At 40.2% G+C, this 18,310-nt stretch carries 20 protein-coding genes; 2 read left to right on the top strand and 18 right to left on the bottom strand.

From position 1 onward, the window contains the following. Nucleotides 1-36: 36 nt before the first annotated feature. The 18 genes from gspK to E0H82_RS14525 all read right to left on the bottom strand — a co-directional run bounded on the left by gspK (nt 37) and on the right by E0H82_RS14525 (nt 14,101). Nucleotides 37-984, bottom strand: a complete 948-nt coding sequence (gene gspK, locus E0H82_RS14440; protein ID WP_131265439.1) for a type II secretion system minor pseudopilin GspK — start codon at nt 982-984, stop codon at nt 37-39. A gap of 42 nt (nt 985-1,026) precedes the next feature. Continuing rightward, nucleotides 1,027-1,653 carry a type II secretion system minor pseudopilin GspJ gene (gene gspJ / locus E0H82_RS14445; RefSeq protein WP_131265440.1) on the bottom strand — a complete coding sequence of 209 codons (627 nt, stop codon included), beginning with the start codon at nt 1,651-1,653 and terminating at the stop codon, nt 1,027-1,029. Nucleotides 1,654-1,655: 2 nt separating this feature from the next. Further along, a complete protein-coding gene (gene gspI, locus E0H82_RS14450) occupies nt 1,656-2,027 on the bottom strand; it encodes a type II secretion system minor pseudopilin GspI (protein WP_131265441.1) in 372 nt (123 codons plus the stop codon). Then, nucleotides 2,017-2,568, bottom strand: a complete 552-nt coding sequence (locus tag E0H82_RS14455) for a prepilin-type N-terminal cleavage/methylation domain-containing protein (protein ID WP_131265442.1) — start codon at nt 2,566-2,568, stop codon at nt 2,017-2,019. The genes gspI and E0H82_RS14455 overlap by 11 nt, the downstream gene beginning before the upstream one ends. An 11-nt stretch (nt 2,569-2,579) precedes the next feature. Continuing rightward, on the bottom strand, nt 2,580-3,179 hold the full coding sequence (locus E0H82_RS14460) for a TetR/AcrR family transcriptional regulator (RefSeq protein WP_116758958.1): 600 nt from the start codon (nt 3,177-3,179) through the stop codon (nt 2,580-2,582). 54 nt (nt 3,180-3,233) lie between these two features. Next, nucleotides 3,234-4,007: a TatD family hydrolase gene (locus E0H82_RS14465; RefSeq protein ID WP_131265443.1), complete on the bottom strand. Its 774-nt coding sequence runs from the start codon at nt 4,005-4,007 to the stop codon at nt 3,234-3,236. 26 nt (nt 4,008-4,033) lie between these two features. Continuing rightward, the gene (locus E0H82_RS14470) at nt 4,034-4,375 is read right to left on the bottom strand and encodes a PilZ domain-containing protein (RefSeq protein WP_116758956.1); all 342 of its coding nucleotides are present in this window, start codon (nt 4,373-4,375) and stop codon (nt 4,034-4,036) included. Nucleotides 4,376-4,386: 11 nt separating this feature from the next. Further along, nucleotides 4,387-5,373, bottom strand: a complete 987-nt coding sequence (locus tag E0H82_RS14475; protein ID WP_131265455.1) for a DNA polymerase III subunit delta' — start codon at nt 5,371-5,373, stop codon at nt 4,387-4,389. Nucleotides 5,374-5,385: 12 nt separating this feature from the next. Continuing rightward, a complete protein-coding gene (kdsB, locus tag E0H82_RS14480) occupies nt 5,386-6,147 on the bottom strand; it encodes a 3-deoxy-manno-octulosonate cytidylyltransferase (RefSeq protein ID WP_116758955.1) in 762 nt (253 codons plus the stop codon). 3 nt (nt 6,148-6,150) lie between these two features. Further along, the gene (gene lpxK / locus E0H82_RS14485; protein ID WP_131265444.1) at nt 6,151-7,161 is read right to left on the bottom strand and encodes a tetraacyldisaccharide 4'-kinase; all 1,011 of its coding nucleotides are present in this window, start codon (nt 7,159-7,161) and stop codon (nt 6,151-6,153) included. 3 nt (nt 7,162-7,164) lie between these two features. Continuing rightward, nucleotides 7,165-8,892 carry a lipid A export permease/ATP-binding protein MsbA gene (gene msbA, locus E0H82_RS14490; RefSeq protein ID WP_131265445.1) on the bottom strand — a complete coding sequence of 576 codons (1,728 nt, stop codon included), beginning with the start codon at nt 8,890-8,892 and terminating at the stop codon, nt 7,165-7,167. Beyond that, nucleotides 8,892-9,314: an ExbD/TolR family protein gene (locus E0H82_RS14495; protein WP_131265446.1), complete on the bottom strand. Its 423-nt coding sequence runs from the start codon at nt 9,312-9,314 to the stop codon at nt 8,892-8,894. The genes msbA and E0H82_RS14495 overlap by 1 nt, the downstream gene beginning before the upstream one ends. Before the next feature lie 8 nt (nt 9,315-9,322). Continuing rightward, nucleotides 9,323-9,961, bottom strand: a complete 639-nt coding sequence (locus E0H82_RS14500; protein ID WP_131265447.1) for a MotA/TolQ/ExbB proton channel family protein — start codon at nt 9,959-9,961, stop codon at nt 9,323-9,325. Between the two features lie 27 nt (nt 9,962-9,988). Next, nucleotides 9,989-10,876, bottom strand: coding sequence for a ParB/RepB/Spo0J family partition protein (locus E0H82_RS14505; RefSeq protein ID WP_131265448.1), 888 nt, complete (start codon nt 10,874-10,876; stop codon nt 9,989-9,991). After that, a complete protein-coding gene (locus tag E0H82_RS14510; protein WP_131265449.1) occupies nt 10,873-11,655 on the bottom strand; it encodes a ParA family protein in 783 nt (260 codons plus the stop codon). The genes E0H82_RS14505 and E0H82_RS14510 overlap by 4 nt, the downstream gene beginning before the upstream one ends. 25 nt (nt 11,656-11,680) lie before the next feature. Continuing rightward, nucleotides 11,681-12,313 (bottom strand): 16S rRNA (guanine(527)-N(7))-methyltransferase RsmG, encoded by a 633-nt coding sequence (rsmG, locus tag E0H82_RS14515; RefSeq protein WP_131265450.1) that lies wholly within the window; start codon nt 12,311-12,313, stop codon nt 11,681-11,683. 85 nt (nt 12,314-12,398) lie between these two features. Beyond that, on the bottom strand, nt 12,399-13,088 hold the full coding sequence (gene murU / locus E0H82_RS14520) for an N-acetylmuramate alpha-1-phosphate uridylyltransferase MurU (RefSeq protein WP_131265451.1): 690 nt from the start codon (nt 13,086-13,088) through the stop codon (nt 12,399-12,401). Further along, entirely contained in the window at nt 13,085-14,101 is a 1,017-nt protein-coding gene (locus E0H82_RS14525) for an aminoglycoside phosphotransferase family protein (protein WP_131265452.1), read from the bottom strand. Before E0H82_RS14525 ends, murU begins: the two co-directional genes overlap by 4 nt. A 120-nt stretch (nt 14,102-14,221) precedes the next feature. Between E0H82_RS14525 and E0H82_RS14530 the strand changes: the two genes are divergently transcribed. Further along, complete coding sequence (locus E0H82_RS14530; RefSeq protein WP_131265456.1) at nt 14,222-16,666, top strand: LPS-assembly protein LptD; 2,445 nt, start codon at nt 14,222-14,224, stop codon at nt 16,664-16,666. 16 nt (nt 16,667-16,682) lie between these two features. After that, entirely contained in the window at nt 16,683-17,993 is a 1,311-nt protein-coding gene (locus E0H82_RS14535) for a peptidylprolyl isomerase (protein ID WP_131265453.1), read from the top strand. The last annotated feature ends 317 nt before the right edge of the window (nt 17,994-18,310 follow it).

Below are 18,310 nucleotides of genomic sequence, written 5' to 3' on the forward strand. Positions count from 1 at the left end.
TTTTCCCATTTATCACGATCGGTCCTTGAGATTTACCTATTCAGGAGCAAGGGACCGACTCAGTACATAAACTTTCTTATCTTCTCTCAACAAATTTGTTTGAAATTGACGCTTCCGTTCACTCAGCACAACTTCAATTTTTGCACGAAAATAATTCGACTTTACCCCTAGTAAACTTTGAACTGAGCTTCGTGTATCAGCGTTAATCTGACTAAAAGGCGCCAGCTTCCAAAACTCATCTAAATTAGTAAAATGCTCTATATTCTGCTGTCTAGTCTCCAAAGCAGCCTGCACAGCTTTCACATCTAGATGTTCGTCCAAACTCGCCAATACAATGGCAGGTGCAGTATTTATATTCAACTTGGTATCTTTAACTGAAATAGTACTGACGTATGGTGCTATTTTTAGGTATTTTTCACCTTCAAACCCTCGAACCATTTTTAATTCTTCAACCGCATGAAACTTTGTATTTGCTGGTAAATAGGCATTATTTAACCCTCGATAATAGCTCTCTTCAGCCCCCATTGGTCCTATATTTTCATTATCAGCATCTTGCCAGTCAATTACGGCTTCGCTCAGTTCTGCAGTTAGCCCCACATTCAGCAGCAGTCGTTCAAACCATTGCTTCGCCGCGACATTAACTTGCCCCGAATCATCGATAAGACTATTCAGATTAAATTTACCAGATTCGTCGTAAAGCTGCCCCGTCACATAGCCATCTTCAACAGGGAATGCAGGCATAGGTTTTGCCCAATTTTCTTGTAAAAAATCGACATCACCTGCATTTTCAGCATCTTCAATCAATAATTCCGAAAAAAAAGTTTCGGCACTTTTTGCATACCACAACGATTGATTCTGTCGCATCAGATAAGCAGTATTGTCCGCAGTAAACTTCTGGCGCTGACCAATGGTTGCAGCCAAAATAGTAGCTAAAGCCACCATCACCAATATCGTGATTAATGCGATTCCCTTTTGCTTATTCATTTGACATCCCATGGCGTGCAATCACCAAAAATATACTGCACTTTAACTTTTTTGCTTCTGCTCTAAATAATCTGTATTCAACAAACTAAATATCCACTCATACGCAACACCATTGACCGTTAAATTTATTTTTATTCCCTTTGGCAGTCTCTTTTTTTGCACCAAATCGTCTTGCTGTTCTGCAAATTCAGGCCATGAGGAGAGTTCATTCGGATTCAACACGCTTACTTGAAACTGTTCAACATTTTCAAGTAATACACTTGATTCTGGCTGTATTTGTGCTGCTGCATTCAGACCACGCGTACGCAATCGGGTTAGATGCTGCGTATCTGCTTGATATTGATATTGAATGCGTTCCTCTGCTGGAATACCCTGTAATAGCGGATCAGTGACACCAATTTTACTAAAAACAAAACGATCATTTTGCAAAACCAAAGCAGGTTCAATTTCCCCATTTACATTTGAGGTCAGTGGTGCAATTTGAATACTGTCTTTTAAAATTTGCTGGTAGGCTTGTTGTAAATTCGCCAATTTCTGCTCATGTTGAGCATTACGCTCTTTTACTTTTATTAAATAATCAAAAACTTTCCAACCCAAAGCAGACAAAACTGCAAAAATTGCGATAGCAACCAACAGTTCGACCAAAGTAAAACCAGCACGTTTTTGCATGATTATGTTCTATTATTAAAAAAGACCAGATGGGTAACTCCCGCTTCGGCCTTACCGGTTTCCGTGTTAAACAAACGCACTTGTATTTCTACGCGTTGCACATTTGGACTAATCGTGGACTGTGCACTTTTCTCTATCTGCCAATGTTCACCTTGTTGGGATAACTGTTCAGACTGAGTACCATCCAACCATTCCCCTTTGATTTGCATTTCAGCGATTTCATTCTGTGCAACAAATTGAGCTTTAGTTCGTAAAATAGCTTGTGCTGTCGCTTGTGTATATTGCATTGCAACTTTGGTCAATGCCATTGCCGCAGTTGCGAAAATTGCCAAAGCCACCATGACTTCTAATAGTGTAAACCCTTTAGATTTCATTAATTTTACCTAAATGGTCAATTTCAATTTCAGGTCCAATTGGCTGTTGTGAATAATAAAATTGTATTCTTACTGGTTTGACTTCACCATTCCCTAACCAAATTAATTGGGGAGCTTTAGCATCCAACAAAGTTGAGTTCTGTGCTTTATCATATTGATAATCTGTCGATTGTATTTGAAAACTTACATTCTCTGGTAAAGGTTGTATTTTAAAAGCTGAATATTCTGTCCAAGAAGACTGATTCGCGACCGTATTCACTTCAGTTTTTGCAGGATGATATTCCGCAACCATATATCGAAAAGGATTTACATCTGTTGCAGGCTGTACATTTAAAGCCAAAACAAGTGATTGATCATTCGACTCGCGGGCAATACGTTGCAGATTCATAATGAAAATTTCACGCGCCTGCATCGCTTTACGCTGATCAATCCCGCCAAAATTCATCATAATTAATGAAGTAACGATAGCGACCACCACAATTACAACCATCACCTCAATCAGTGTAAAACCTCGACTCGAAGCACGTTGATGGTATTTCATGATTTGAACGTCTACGAACTGACTTGTTTGGGCAATGCGAGGGCTTGGTCGATATACGCCACGCGTAAAGTATCACGAGAGCCAAGATAGCGTTGATAGAAGCTAGAATTCAAAATTGCAGCAGCACCATAGGTTAAAGACCAAATTGATGCCAGATAATCACGTACAGACATCAAACTCTGAATAGAGCCCAAATAGGTTTCTGTCATATTAATAATGAGTCGTAAACGATGACGTCGTACTTTGTACAACTCACTGAATAAATGTTGAATGCCTTGACCTGTAATAGAAAGGCGTTCTTCTATTTGATGAAAAAGCACTGTCCGCTCAGGATGATGAAGATGATGAAGCATAAAAAATGCGAGATGTTCAGGAAAGGCTTTTTCCGAATCCATAATCATCTCTAGCAACATACGCTCATTACGTATAATGAGCAGCATATACAGCTCATCTTTACTTTGAAAATGCTTGTAGAGTGTGCCTTTTGCTAAATCAAGCTCAGCAGCTAAAGCATCGAGTGTCATGCCTGATTCGCCATTTTCAAGCAATAATTGCTCAGCCACTTGGAATATTAAAGTTTCTCTTGCTCGAAACTGAGCTTGACGATCCATCTTCACTCTACACTCTCTTCAATTCTTATATTCAGTCTAAAGCCACACAATCTATTACTTTAATTGCAGCAAGTTTTCAAAATTTTGTGTGGTAATCAATGCCATTTCTTCCAGCGACTTATCATATACATCAGCCAAGGCTTTGGCTACATATGGCACATATTTTGGTTCATTTGTTTTACCACGATATGGTACCGGCGCAAGATATGGGCTATCTGTTTCAATCAACACGCGATCTAAAGGAACTTGCTTGGCAACATCTCTTAAATCTTGTGCATTTTTAAAAGAAACAATGCCTGAAAAAGAAACATAATAGCCACAATCTAAAACAGCTTTAGCCGTGGCCCAATCTTCTGTAAAACAATGCAAAATTCCATGCGTGGATTTTTCTGCACGAATAATATCTACTGTGTCATGCTTAGCCGAGCGAGTATGTACAACGACAGGCTTTTTCACAATTTGTGAAGCTTGAATATGGCGAGCAAAACACTCTTTTTGTTCTTGAATAAAGTCTGTACTGTGAAAATAATCCAATCCAGTTTCACCCAATGCCCAGACCTTGTCTGCTCGGGCTAACTCCACCAAATAGTCAGTTGTTGCGCGCGCCATCGTAGCTGCGTCTTCACAAGGATGTACACCCACGGTATAACCCACATCGGCATGGCGTGCAGCAATTTCCGCCAAAGCAATATGGTCATCTAGATCGACCGAGATACTCATAAATTTGGTAACGCCAGCCTCTCGCGCTTGCGCCAAAGCCAGATCTAAATTTCCATCATATGGAGTCAGATCAAGCATAGTTAAATGACAATGAGTATCTACAAACACAATTTTTTCCTATTTTAAAAACCATATTACATGGTGTAACTATAACGACCTTCAACTTTAAAGCCTGCGAGAATTTTTTCAGCTTCGGCTTTAAAGAAAACACCTTTTTCACCCGATAATTGCATACCAAAACCTTGAGGTTTAATGCCGTTTTGTTTCTGCGAAATCCAAATCACCTTACCTGTTAGAGGTATTTTTTGAGATTGTTCTGGCAATGTAGTAAGTACAAAAACCTCATCCCCTAATTTTACAGCTTGTTTTGAGGGAATAAATAAACCGCCGCCTACGACATAAGGCATATAGGATTGGTACAATGTTTCCTTATCTGGAATGTTTGCCTGAATGATACCGCCCATACGTGGTTGCATTGTTTTCCCCTTTAAACATTCATTAGTTTTATACACAGTTGATCGAGTACTAAATTTGTTTGTACGTTTTGCTCAATAAACTGCTTGGACTGTTGCAAATCTGAATATAAATTGAAAAGCATTTCTAAAGAATATTGCTCAGAAAGCTGTACCAACTCCAAATCTATATTTTTAATTGGTTGATTTAGCTTGACACAAATCAGGTCAGCCAACAAGTACTCAAACATGCGACTAAAATCACCAAATGGCAAGGCTTTCTGCCATTTGGTCGCGATTGCCATTGGCATATTTTTATCATGAAGCAATTTCTGCCAATCATTTAAAAAATCTTGACGTAAATTCAACCATTGGCTTTGTGCCAACTCTAAAGCTTGTAATGGCATATCGTTCGACAGATTCAACAATAGCGTCAATTGTTCTTGTGAAAGTTCAGATGCAAGATGTTCTGCCAAGTACGTGCGCGTTTGCTCTGTACTAATTCGATCAAGTGCAAAATGCTGTAATCGACTGCGGATTGTGGCAGGTAATTTTAAATAATGTTCCGCCATAAGAATAATGAGAACACGATCACCCGGCTCTTCTAAGGTTTTCAGAAGTGCATTAGCAGAGGCCATATTTAACGCTTCTGCTGGATCAATCACAATCACCCGCCAACCATCTACAGTTTGTTGAACAAATGGCAATAATTCTCGGATTTTTTCAATCTTGATTTTTGCGTTTTGCTTTTTATTCTCTTCATCTGTTGAAATATAAACATAATTTGGATGTGTATCCGATTTCAACCACTGACAACTGCCACACTCTCCACAAGGAGCATTACGTAAATGACGTTGTTGGCACAAAATCCACGCCAAAAAATATTGGGTAAATGCTTCTTTACCACAGCCTTTTTTGCCATAAAACAATAAGCCATGTCCTAACTGCGGGAAACGTCCTGTTAAGGTATCCCACACATTTTGTTGCCACGGGAACACTTGCGGTTGAATATCAGTTTGCATCATCAATCTATCTTATTCAAAATGTGCAACATCCATGCTGTTTAAGCGATCCAAATCCGCTTGAGTATCCACACCTGGTGGCAAATTCGCTTCTGCAACAGCAATTGCAATACGATGTCCATTTTCAAGCACGCGCAGTTGCTCAAGACTTTCCAGTTTCTCTAAAACGCCCATGTCCCAAGTCACATATTCTTGCAACAAGCTGACACGATAAGCGTACAAGCCTAAATGGCGAAATGCCTGATCATGCAATACTGGATTGACCAGTTTCGCGCCATCACGATCATAAGGAATCGTTGCACGACTGAAATAGAGCGCCTGATTAAATTTAGACTTAACCACTTTGACAATGCTGTCACGCTGAAACTCATCCAAGCTATGTATTGGCTCACACAACGTTGACATAGAGCAATCAGGTTGAGCAACCAGAAGTTCTGCTACTTGCTTGACCAAAGTTGCGGGCAATAATGGCTCATCACCTTGTACATTAACAATAATATCGTCTTTATCCCAGCCTTTTAGACGTGCCACTTCACTTAAACGGTCTGTGCCTGATGGATGGTCTGCACTGGTTAATACTACATCTACACCCTCAGCTCGGCATACTTCTGCAATGCGTGCATCATCTGTCGCCACGCATAAATCATCAAAACCTTGCACCTTTTTTGCCTGATCAACCACACGTAAAATCATGGGACGGCCATGAATTTGCAATAATGGCTTACCAGGAAGTCTTGAACTGGCAAAACGCGCAGGAATGACGATATGTTTCATAATTCACTCTTTTTCAATTGAAATGCCTAAATCAGCCAATTGCTGATTGAGCACACGATAACATGCACTAGAAAGTACAGCTTCAACAGGCACTACCCAAATTTCACGTTTAAAATCTGGATGCTGTTTTAAAATAGGCAGCAGTTTAACTGCATCTTTTTCCGTGGTAATAATCGGATTGCTATCTTCAAACTGTAGATCTGTTAAATCATAATCATAATGATCTGGAAATTCATGACACTGGAACTGGTGCACACCTAAGGACTCAAGGGTACGGTAAAAGCGTTGTGGAAAACCAATACCCACAACTGCATAAAAATTTTGTTTAGAGTCAAAGCTTCGAGTTTCATCTGTATTCAGCAAATAAGGTTCTGCAACCTCTAAATGCATATTCAGTTCTGTTTCAGGCTGAGCGGCATGTTCAATCACAGTACCTGTATTCAACCGACTTTTCGGTTCACGCAAATAACCTTCTGGCAACAATTTTTCATTACCCAAGCCACGATTACGATCTAATACAATCCACTCAAGTTGCCGCGCAAGCGCATGATGTTGTAAACCATCATCACTAATAATGAGGTCCAACTCATGCTTGGCCAACAATAACTCTATGCTTTTTTGACGACTTGAACCCACCACCATCGCAACGCCGGTAGATTGTACAATCAGGCAAGGCTCATCACCCACTTGTTCGGGTGTAGCATCCAATCCCACAAATGCAGGGAATGGCCCTTTCCCCCCATAACCACGACTGATAATACCTACACGCACATTCTTGGATTGTAAGTAATTCACTAAATGGATCAATAGCGGCGTCTTACCACTCCCCCCCACAGTAATGTTACCAATAATCATGACTGGCACTGGCGCGGTATAAACGGCTTTTATCCCTTTTTCATAAAGCTTTCGATTAAACCAAAATCCAAAATGATACAAGCATGACAAAGGACGTAGCACAATTAACCACTTTGCTTGTCTATTCCAAGCATTTTGAATAAGTTGTGCTACTGACATTGCTTAGTTTTCCTCAAAATTACGTTGATGTAACTGGAAATACGCCCCACGCTTCTGAATCAATTCGGCATGTGAACCATGCTCAACAATCCGCCCCTGATCCATCACCACAATTCGATCTGCATTTTCAATTGTTGATAATCGATGTGCAATAACAATCGTGGTGCGATTTTGCATCGCCGAATCAAATGCCTGCTGAATAAAATATTCGGACTCATTATCCAGTGCACTGGTTGCTTCATCTAAAATTAAAATTGGCGCATTTTTTAGAATCGCACGTGCAATTGCAATACGTTGACGTTGACCACCTGATAGATTCAAGCCTTGTGCACCAAGTTGTGTATCATAACCTTTGGGTAGCGCCATAATAAAATCATGTGCATAAGCCGCTTTTGCCGCAGCAATCACTTGTTCATCGCTTGAGTCTTGCAATAAACCATAAGCAATATTTTCACGTACGGTCCGGTTAAACAATACAACCTGCTGATTCACCATCGCAATTTGCGAACGCAAGCAATTGACTTCAATGTCATCAATTGCGTATTGATCTAATAGCAACTGACCTGAGCTTAGCTCTTGAAAGCGCGGTAACAAATTAACCAAAGATGTTTTACCCGCTCCTGAGCGCCCAACCAATGCAACTGTTTCGCCAGTTTTGACCTGCAAGTTAAAATCATGGATGGCATGATGACCATCAGAATAAACTAAATTGACATCCTTAAACTGGATATTGCCTTGCAAGACAGGTGTTAAAGTCCCTGTATTTTTTTCTTCTGGTAAATCAATTAACTCAAAAACAGAATGCGCCGCTGCCATGCCACGCTGTAATTTTTCATTCACATCGGTTAAGGCTTTAATTGGCTTACTCAGCATACCTGCTGCAGTAATATAGGCGACGAATTCACCCGCAGTTGTATCCCGTAAAATTTCAGGACGCAAAGCAATCCACATAATCGTGGCCATGGCAATGGACATAATGAACTGCACGATTGGGCTGTTCAACTGCTGCACCACCACCATTTTCAAACCACGCTTTAGGTTTTCAATAGACGTTGCTTTAAAACGCTCTTGTTCAAAAGCTTGTCCACCAAAACCTTTCACCACAACATTGCCGTTGACCGTTTCTTGCACCACATGGTTGACATCACCCATCGTGTCTTGCACTTGTAATGACAATTTACGCATACGTTTGGATGCTTTACGAATCAATAAGCCAATTAATGGTGCGAAAATAAGAATAATCAGGGTTAAGCGCCAGTTGGTATAAATCAAATATCCCAACAAGCCCAAGGTTATTAAGCCTTGCTGTACAATGGTTTTTAGCGATTCAGATGAAGCAGCGGTTAACTGCTCCACGTTATACATAATTTTGGCCGTGATATGGCCACTGGTATTGTCTAAGTAGTATTGCGAAGGCAACCGTAATAGCTTGGCAAACACTTCCTGACGAATATCAAAGACCAAATTTCTCGAAATAACCGCAGTAAAATAACCACCGATAAAAGAACCCACACCACGAAAAAACATTAATAGCACAACCAAAAACGGGATAAGGTTGGTAAAACCCTGATCCCGATGTTGTATGGCTGTGATAATTTTTTCTAGCAACTTGGCAATTGATACTTCGGTTGCTGCATTAATAGCAAAACCAATGACGATTAAAATCGCTACGCCCCAAAATCGCTTCAGATAGCTCAGAAGACGTAGATAGACCTTGAAATCCTGATTCACTAATAACCTCTAGATGGTACTTTGGTACTGATATTAATATTCACAAAACCTAATTGCCCTGCAACATCCATCACACGGATGACGTCTTGATGCGTAGCTTTTGCATCAGCAGCAATCACAAACATTAAATCACGTCGCTCATTAGAAATCTGTTTAATTGCAGTACTTAAATCAGCAACATCTTTACTCGACAATGCCTGACCATTCACGGCGTAATGTCCTGAAGAATCTACAATCACTTCAATTTTATGACTGTATTGCTTCGGGGGCACGCCTTGAGCATCGGGTAAAGTCAAATTCATGCGACTGAACTGATTAAATGTGGTCGATAACAGCAAAAACACCAAGATAAACAGTAAACAATCTATCATTGGTGTCAAATTAATATGAATATCTTCAACTTGCCTACGCTTGAATTTCATCTTCCACCTTAACCTGCTTTACGCAGTTCTTGCTCTTCAGCAGCAGAATTCTGGTAGTAAATCGATGCATGGAATAAGGTTGACTGTTGTTCTAATTCCGCCACATATTCCTGCACTAAGCGCTGAAAATAACGATATGCAAATAAAGCTGGAATCGCGATGAGCATACCTGCAGCTGTGGTAATTAAAGCTTTTGAAATTCCTGGAATCATCATGGTTGGGTTACTGTTGCTTCCCATATCAATCACTAAAAAGGATTCAATAATCCCCACGACTGTCCCTAATAATCCAAGTAACGGTGCAACCGCACTTAAAGTGCCCAAGAAATTGATATTTTTTTCTAAAAAACCAATTTCTTGTGATGCTGTTGCTTCCATTTGTGCACGTGCATATTGCTCTGTTTGCTTTTGACTATTTAAACCAGAGACTAAAATGCGTCCAAGACTACTTAACTGCAAGCTTTTGCTATTTTGTAATTGTTGCACGACCTGATGTACATCCTGTCCTCCATTCAACAGTAGCTCTTTTGGTAATACCATAGAACGCTTTAAACGAATAAAACGCTCAATGGTAATCGCCACTGTAAAAATGGAACATAAAACCAGTGGCACCATTAACCATCCACCAGCTTTCACTAATTCCCACATTATTCTTCCCCAAGAATTCCTAAAATATTAATCAGCTAAACAAATATTCAAAATACCATCCAGCTCATCGAGTGAATGATAATGAATCACGAGTTTACCTTTACCCTGCTTATTATGATCAATTTTTACATCTGCACTAAAGCGTTCAGCTAAACGCTGCGTGAGCTGTTGTAAATCTGGTGCAACGTCGGTTTTTGCCTTTTCAGTTTTTGGCGCAGTCAAATCACGTACAAGTTGCTCTGTTTGACGTACTGACAAACTTTTAGCAATCACCAACTCTGCGACTTTTATTTGTTCTTTCGCTTTCAAAGTCAGAATTGCTCGCGCATGCCCCATGTCAAGCTGCCCTTGCTGCATCATATCTTTGACTGATTCAGCCAAAGTCAGTAAACGCAACAAATTGCTCACTGTGGTCCGTGCTTTACCCACTGTATCTGCAATTTCTTGATGACTTAAACCAAATTCATCATGAAAACGCTGTAAAGCAAGCGCTTGATCAATTGGGTTCAAATCTTGACGTTGAATGTTTTCAATCAACGCCAAAGCAATTGCGACCTGATCATTTAAATCACGGACTAAAGCTGGAATTTCAGTCAATCCCGCCAATTGCGCTGCGCGCCAACGACGCTCACCTGCAATAATCTCGTACGGATGCTCTTCATCAGCTATCGGACGAATCACGATGGGCTGCATCACGCCATGCTTTTTAATTGATGCAGCTAATTCTTGTAAATCATTTTCCTGAATAAATCGACGCGGTTGATATTCGCCACGTCTAAGCAAATTAACATCAATTTGTTTTAGCTGACCATGATCTAATGCTTGCACTTCAAGTTGTAGTTTTTCTTTTTGGATTGACCCAAGTAAGGCATCCAAACCACGACCTTTGGCAAGTCCGCGTTTTTTTAAGGTCATGCTTTACTTCCTTTCTTCACTTTGCTTTTCTTTAAAATCTCAGCTGCTAAATTCAAATAGGCAACTGCACCCTTGGAACTTTTTTCAAAATAAATAATCGGTAAACCGTGAGCAGGCGCTTCAGCCAAACGAACATTACGCGGAATCACACAATCATATAGCTTTTTACCAAAATACTGCTCTAATTCAGCCGATACATCACGGGTTAAAGCATTACGACTGTCATACATGGTGCGTAACACACCCACAACTTCTAACTGCGGATTCAAAGCCTGTTGAATACGGTCAATAGTCTGGGTTAAGTCTGCCAAGCCTTCTAATGCATAATATTCGCATTGCATTGGAATAATCACACCTTGAACGGCAGCTAATGCATTTACTGTAATTAAACTTAAACTTGGCGCACAGTCCACAATAATATAATCAAAGGCATGATCAATACTTTGTAAAGCATCACGCAAAATGAACTCACGACCTTCTTGTTCGGCAATTGCAAGTTCCACGCCCGCCAAATCTCGGTTTGCCCCAAGAACTTTATAACCGACTTCCGCTTTGCTAATTGCAGTTTCAATGGGTACTTCACCCAAAAGCACATCTGTTACTGAATATAATAGGTCATTCTTTTGAATGCCCGACCCCATTGTGGCGTTACCCTGTGAATCCATATCCACAAGTAAAACTCTTTTTTTCAGCACGGCTAATGATGCTGCCAAATTAACTGCGGTTGTGGTCTTTCCTACGCCACCTTTTTGGTTCGCAATCGCAATAATTTGAGCCATGGTAACCCCAGTCCTTCGAAAATAATTAAATCTGTTTCAATAACAATAAATGGCGCTGCTCATCTAATCGAGGTACTTTTAACTCGATAATTTCACAACTGTATTCATCTTTTAATGCGATAATTTCATCTTGAGGAATCAAGCCTTTCATTGATGCAATGATGCTCTTTTCATGCATATATGGCTTAGATGCAGTAACGAAGTCGGTCAGTGAAGCAAATGCTCGACTAGTAATGACATCAAACTTTCCTAAATCTTGAATACTATCTTCATCTTCAACACGTGTTTGTACAGCAACCACATTTTTTAATTTTAAGTCTGCAATAAACTGCTTTAAAAAACGAATTTTTTTACCATTCGAATCTAACAACACACAAATACGTTCAGGCTGACATAACGCAATGATCATGCCCGGCATACCACCACCTGTACCAATATCGAGCAAACGACCTGCTGGTAAATCCTTTAAAATACTGAGGCTATCAAGCAAATGCTTGACCAGCATTTCTTTAGGATCTCGAATTGCTGTCAAGTTATACGCCTTATTCCAAAGGACTAAAGCGTCTTGGTATTTGAGTAATAAATTTAAAGTCTCTTCGCTGAGCTCTAAACCTAAAGCTTGACTACCCTGCTTTAGTTCTTGAAAAAACATGTGCATATACAATTAACGTCTCGAAAATGTTAGGTGAAGTATACCGATTTATCCATGAAGTCATAGTGGCTTGTGCTTAGTGAATATGCACTTAAGCATACATGCCTTGCCTAATCTGCAAATCTAAGGCTGTTAAACGCTCTGGCGTCCCCACATCAACCCACGAAGCTTGCATTTTTTCTGCTGAAACTCGACCGTCTAGCATCGCCTGTTTCAACAATGGTGCTAAAGGACGTTTACCATTTTCCAAGCCTGTAAACATGTTTGGATGTAAGACTGCCACACCACTATAAGTTAAATCTTCGCCTTGCCGTGCTTGTTCAAAAGCATATGCACGTCCATTAACCAAGGTAAAATCACCTTGTAAATGTTGCGGTGGGTTCTTCACAAAAACCAAATGCGCCAAATCCTGAGCAAGCTCGACATCCAGTAATGAGGCAAAATCGAAGGTCGTCCAGACATCGCCATTAACTAAAATAAAAGGCTCAGTCCCCAATAAAGGTAATGCATTAATAATGCCACCCGCTGTTTCTAAACCTTCGTCTTCTCGTGTCCACAAAATATTGACGCCAAATTGTGAACCATTGCCTAATGCACCAATCAGCACATCAGCTAACCATGCAGAGTTGATCACAATTTCGGTTACGCCAATTTCTTTGAGTTTTTCAATGTGCCAAACAATCAGTGGTTTGCCACCTACCTCAAGTAAAGGCTTAGGTTTATACAGCGTTAAGGGACGCATACGATTCCCTAATCCCGCCGCTAGAATCATCGCTTTCATGCAGCAACAACCTCGTATTTGCCATATTTTTGTTCAAATTTTGGCATTACTTTAACCTGAATGAACTGCATAAATGGTTGTAGTTCTGCATATGGCTTACTTTCTTCAAATAAGTACCACATTACTCGCGGTAAATCTTTGAGATAACCCGATTTACCATCCCGCTCAAACAAGCGCACAAAAATGCCTAAAATCTTGATATGTCGTTGAATTGCCATGAAGTCAGCATCTTGCTTAAACTGTTCAAAGTCACGTCCTTCTTTAGCAGAAGCAGGCAACAAGTCATAAAACACTTTAAACCAACCATAAACACGCTTAGGATCCCACTGTACGTATGCATCGCGTGTGATAGAGATGAGGTCATACGTATCCGCACCAATCACAGCATCCTGAAAATCAATCACGCCTTGCTCTTGCTCATCTGCCAAAAGCATTAAATTACGACTATGGAAATCACGATGCACAATCACTTGAGGCTGAGCCAAAGCTGCATTGGCTAAAATTGCAAAAGTACGTTTAATCAGTGCAGCCTCATCATCAGATGGCTGAATCTGCAAGCTCGGCAACAACCAATCTGTTAACAACGACATTTCCGTGAGTAATTTCTCATAAGAATAGGCGGGAAAGTGACCCTCGCCATCAATCGTTTGTAATTGAATCAACTGTTTAAAACTTTGCTCATAATGCGCGTCGACCGTGTTGTCATCTAACTGTGTCGACAACAGCACATCACCAAAATCCTCAAGCAACAACAGACCTTGTTCTAAATCTTTCGCCACAATATGTGGTACGCGTACGCCATGTGCATCAAAAAATTCATCAATCGACACAAAAGGCACACAATCTTCTTTCTCAGGTGGTGCATCCATCAACATAAATGTTTTATTATTCAAATTGATTCGTGCATAACGACGGAAACTTGCATCGCCTGCTAAAAAATTAATTTCAAATTGATCTGAACTAAGTACAGATGTAATCCATGTTTGTATCAATTGTTCACGTTGTGTATTCATTTGCGATAAATTCTAATACAGGCTGAGTTTTTAAAGTACTAAGTGTAGCCACTTATCAACTTTTTCTCTATGATGCGACAATAATTAATTGCGATTAAGCATACTTGGTTAATGACACAAATGAAGCATCAGTTTAAATTCAATCCTTTAGCGACTGCTATTTTTAGCCTCTTATGCGGAAGCTCGATTACGGCATATGCAGATACATCTAATACTGTTTCATCCCTAACCAACGAACAACTGAAAGCAAGTATAAATGAAGCCTATGCGGGGCAGCATTTTTTTGAACAATACTATGTCGACAAATCCGCGCCTGAAGCACAGCAACGTCAAGGGAAATCTCTGAGCGCAGCTTATTGCCAAGGTGCATGGATCACTCCAATTGCCTCAAACATAGCAGCAGTCGATCCAAGCAAAGCAACCTCAGTTGTTACAGCAGATTATGGTCATTATGACCCGAACGGTGATTCTGTCCTTGAAGGTAATGTCCTGATTGACCAACAAGGTCGACAAATTCGTGCCGATAAAATCACTATTGATAAAACACAAACTTTTGCAAATGCTCAAGGACGTGTGCAAATGGCACAAGCAGGTCTTTTAGCACAAAGTGATCAAATCAATTACAACTTAAAAACCCAACAAGGCGATTTAAACAATAGTTACTATATTGCTGAAGAACAACATGCACATGGTCATGCTGAAAAAATTGCACGTACCTCTGAAAATGTTGTCGTTTTAAGTAATGCCACTTACAGCACTTGTCCGCCAGAACAAAAACCCACTTGGAAGATCCAAGCCAACACGATTGAGTTGAATCAAGACACAGGGCGTGGTATTACCAAAGGCACCAAGCTATATGTGAAAGATGTCCCTGTTTTAGCTGTACCTTACTTCAACTTTCCACTTGATGATCGTCGAACCACAGGGATTTTAACCCCTGGTTTTGGCTACACCAATGATGGTGGTATTGAGTTTTCAGTTCCTGTTTATTTAAACCTTGCACCAAATTATGATGCGACACTTACACCACGTTATATGAGCGACCGTGGTGCCATGATTGATGCAGAGTTTCGCTATTTAACGGAAAACTTTGGACAAGGTAAAATTTGGGGGGGTTATTTACCTTCAGATGAAAGCTATGAAAACCAAGATCGTAAAGATTTGCACGTTATCCACAAATGGCAAATTAACAATAGCTTTTCAACCAACCTAGAATACAACTATGCATCGGATAAAGACTACTTCACCGACTTAAATAATAATCCAAATACCAAAACCGACTTAAACTTGCGTCGTGCTTGGGAGCTTAATTACAAAAATGGCATTCCCGGTCTGACTGCTCAGTTAAAAGTCGAAGATTTCCAAACCTTGGATAAAACAGTCTCTGATGAAGATCGTCCTTATGCACGTTTACCTCAATTCTTACTCACCTACAAAGGTGGAAATCCACAAGGCTTCCAGTACGAATTTAACAACGACACAGCTTATTTTAAAAAGAATATTGGTAGCACTACATTAGCAACATCTGAACCAAGCGGTACGCGATTCTACAACGATTTCGCTGTGCGCTATAATTATCGTAATCCATGGTCATTTGTCATTCCTGAAGTATCGGTACGCAGTATCAATACCTTCTACGACCAAGACACCATTACTGCTCAACAGAATCAACCTACAAGCGTAAGTAATAGTGATCAAAACAAATCGGTTGTTGTACCGCAATTTAGTTTGGATACAGGCTTAACCTTCGAAAAAGATGGCAAATACCTACAAACCATCACCCCGCGTGCCTTCTATGCTTACTCGCCTTATGAAAATCAAGCGGATTATCCAAACTTCGACACCATTAGCGCTTCAATCAATTATGATCAATTGTTTAGTTCAAGACGCTTCTATGGTCATGACCGCTTAGAAGACAACAATTTCTTATCATTGGGTTTAAGTTATAGCTTATTTGATGATATTGGCTTAGAACGCTTAAAAGCGAGTGTAGGTCAAAGTTTCTATTTTGATGATCGTCGTGTGACTTTAGATGGCACAACGGATGAATTAAATACAGAATCACATACGGGTCCTATCGTGAGTCTTTCCAGCCAGCTTTCACAGCATTATCGTGTAAGCGCCAACTCTGCTTGGATGGCGAATGGTGATAATGCACAACGCGATGTGCAAATTTATTACATGGGTGATCAAGGAAATATTTACAGTGCGGGTTATTTCTATCGTAAAGAAATCGCCAACCGACAAGATAGATATGACCAGTTTGTTGCATCATTTATACAACCCATTCACAACAACTGGCGTATTATGGGCCACGCTCAATATGACATGGATAACAATGTTGCGCGTGAATACTTACTCGGTGTGAATTATGAATCGTGCTGTTGGGGGCTCTCTCTCTACGGACGTTCTTACTACAACGACTTGGATGATGTAAGCGATTCTAGCGTTAAACCCAAACGTGCTTTTATGGCTGAAATTAACCTGAAAGGTTTAGCTGGTTTCAACAATAAACTGGCATCCATGCTTGAAAATCGAATTTTAGGTTACGATCGTATTAATTAATTTGGACACGATGTTAATGAAGACAAAACAGTTAAAACAATTCTTTAAGGCGACTGCACTAGCAATTGCCCTTTCTTCATCAATGCCGACATTTGCCCAGACTTCGGATGAAGTTGTGGCAGTTGTCGACAACAGTGTCATTTTACGAAGTGATTTACAACAAAGCGTTGCTGAAACTAAAAATCAATTAGAAGCCCAAAAGCGTCCTGTTCCGCCAGAGCAGTATCTTGAGCAACAAGCCCTTGAGCAACTTATTCTGCGTCAAACTCAGTTAGAGCAAGTAAAACGCTACAACATTAAAGCTGACGAAAAGAGCTTAAATGAAGCCGTGCTCAAAGTAGCCAATCAATCTGGAAGTAACTCATTAGAAGCATTCCAGCAAAAATTAGATAAAATGGCGCCTGGCACTTACGAATTACTCCGCAAACGCATTGCGGAAGATTTAGCCATTACTCGTTTACGCCAACAGATCGTAATGTCGCGCATTAAAATTAGCGACCAAGATGTCGCAAACTTCCTTAAAACCCCACAAGGACAAGCCACTCTTGGTAGTCAAGTTCATGTCATTCATGCACGTATAGCGGGTAACAGCAATGTTGAAGCCGTTGCTAAACAAGTGCGTACTGCTTTAGACAACAGCAATGATATAGCCGCGATTAGCAAGCAATACAGCACCAAAGACGTTAAAGTTGAAGGTGCTGACATGGGCTTCAGAAATCTTTCTGAAATTCCTACAGAGCTTGCAGCGCGCGTTACACCACTACAAGTTGGTCAAACCAGTGAGCTGATTACAGCTCGTGATGGCATTCATATTATTAAGCTGTTAGAACGAAAAGGTTCTGAACAAAAAGCCATTATTCCTCAATACCACACTCGACACATCCTGATTCAACCTTCAGAAGTTGTCAGCCCTGAAAGTGCTAAACAAATGATTGATAGCATTTACAACCGACTTAAAGCGGGTGAGGATTTTGCAGTGCTGGCTGCCACATTCTCAAATGATTCTGGCTCTGCACGCGATGGAGGTAGCTTAGGCTGGGTAAGCCCAGGTACCATGGTTCCTCAATTTGAAGAGCAAATGAAGAACACTCCTGTAGGTCAAATTAGTCAACCCTTCCAAACTCAGTTTGGCTGGCATATTCTTCAAGTGACTGAGACACGTCAACAAGATATGACACAGGAATATCAAGAACGTATGGCTCGACAAATTTTAGGTGAGCGTCAGTTCGATACCGAATTAGACAGCTGGTTACGCGAAATCCGTAATAATGCTTTTGTTGAAATTAAAGACCCAACTTTAGACCGTAAAAATAATAAAACATCTTAAGTGATAACTTAAAAAGCCAGTCAAATGACTGGCTTTTCTTTGCTATACAGTAATGTAATTCATATGCCATTTATAAACATTTAATGTGCCTTTACTCTTGTTATTAATCCAGTGTAAATGTTATTCGCATACCCATTCTGCATGATTTATAAAATACCTATAATCTTTATTAAAAAAAAAGCCTCTCACTTGAGAGGCTTTTTTAATGAATATCAATTAACGATTGTTGTCGTCTTCTTGAGAATCATCAAATTTAGTTTCGCTATCAAAGCCACCTTGACCACCGAAGCCGCCACCTTGACCACCGAAGCCGCCAC

The sequence above is a fragment of the Acinetobacter sp. ANC 4910 genome, from assembly GCF_004331035.1.
Taxonomy (GTDB): domain Bacteria; phylum Pseudomonadota; class Gammaproteobacteria; order Pseudomonadales; family Moraxellaceae; genus Acinetobacter.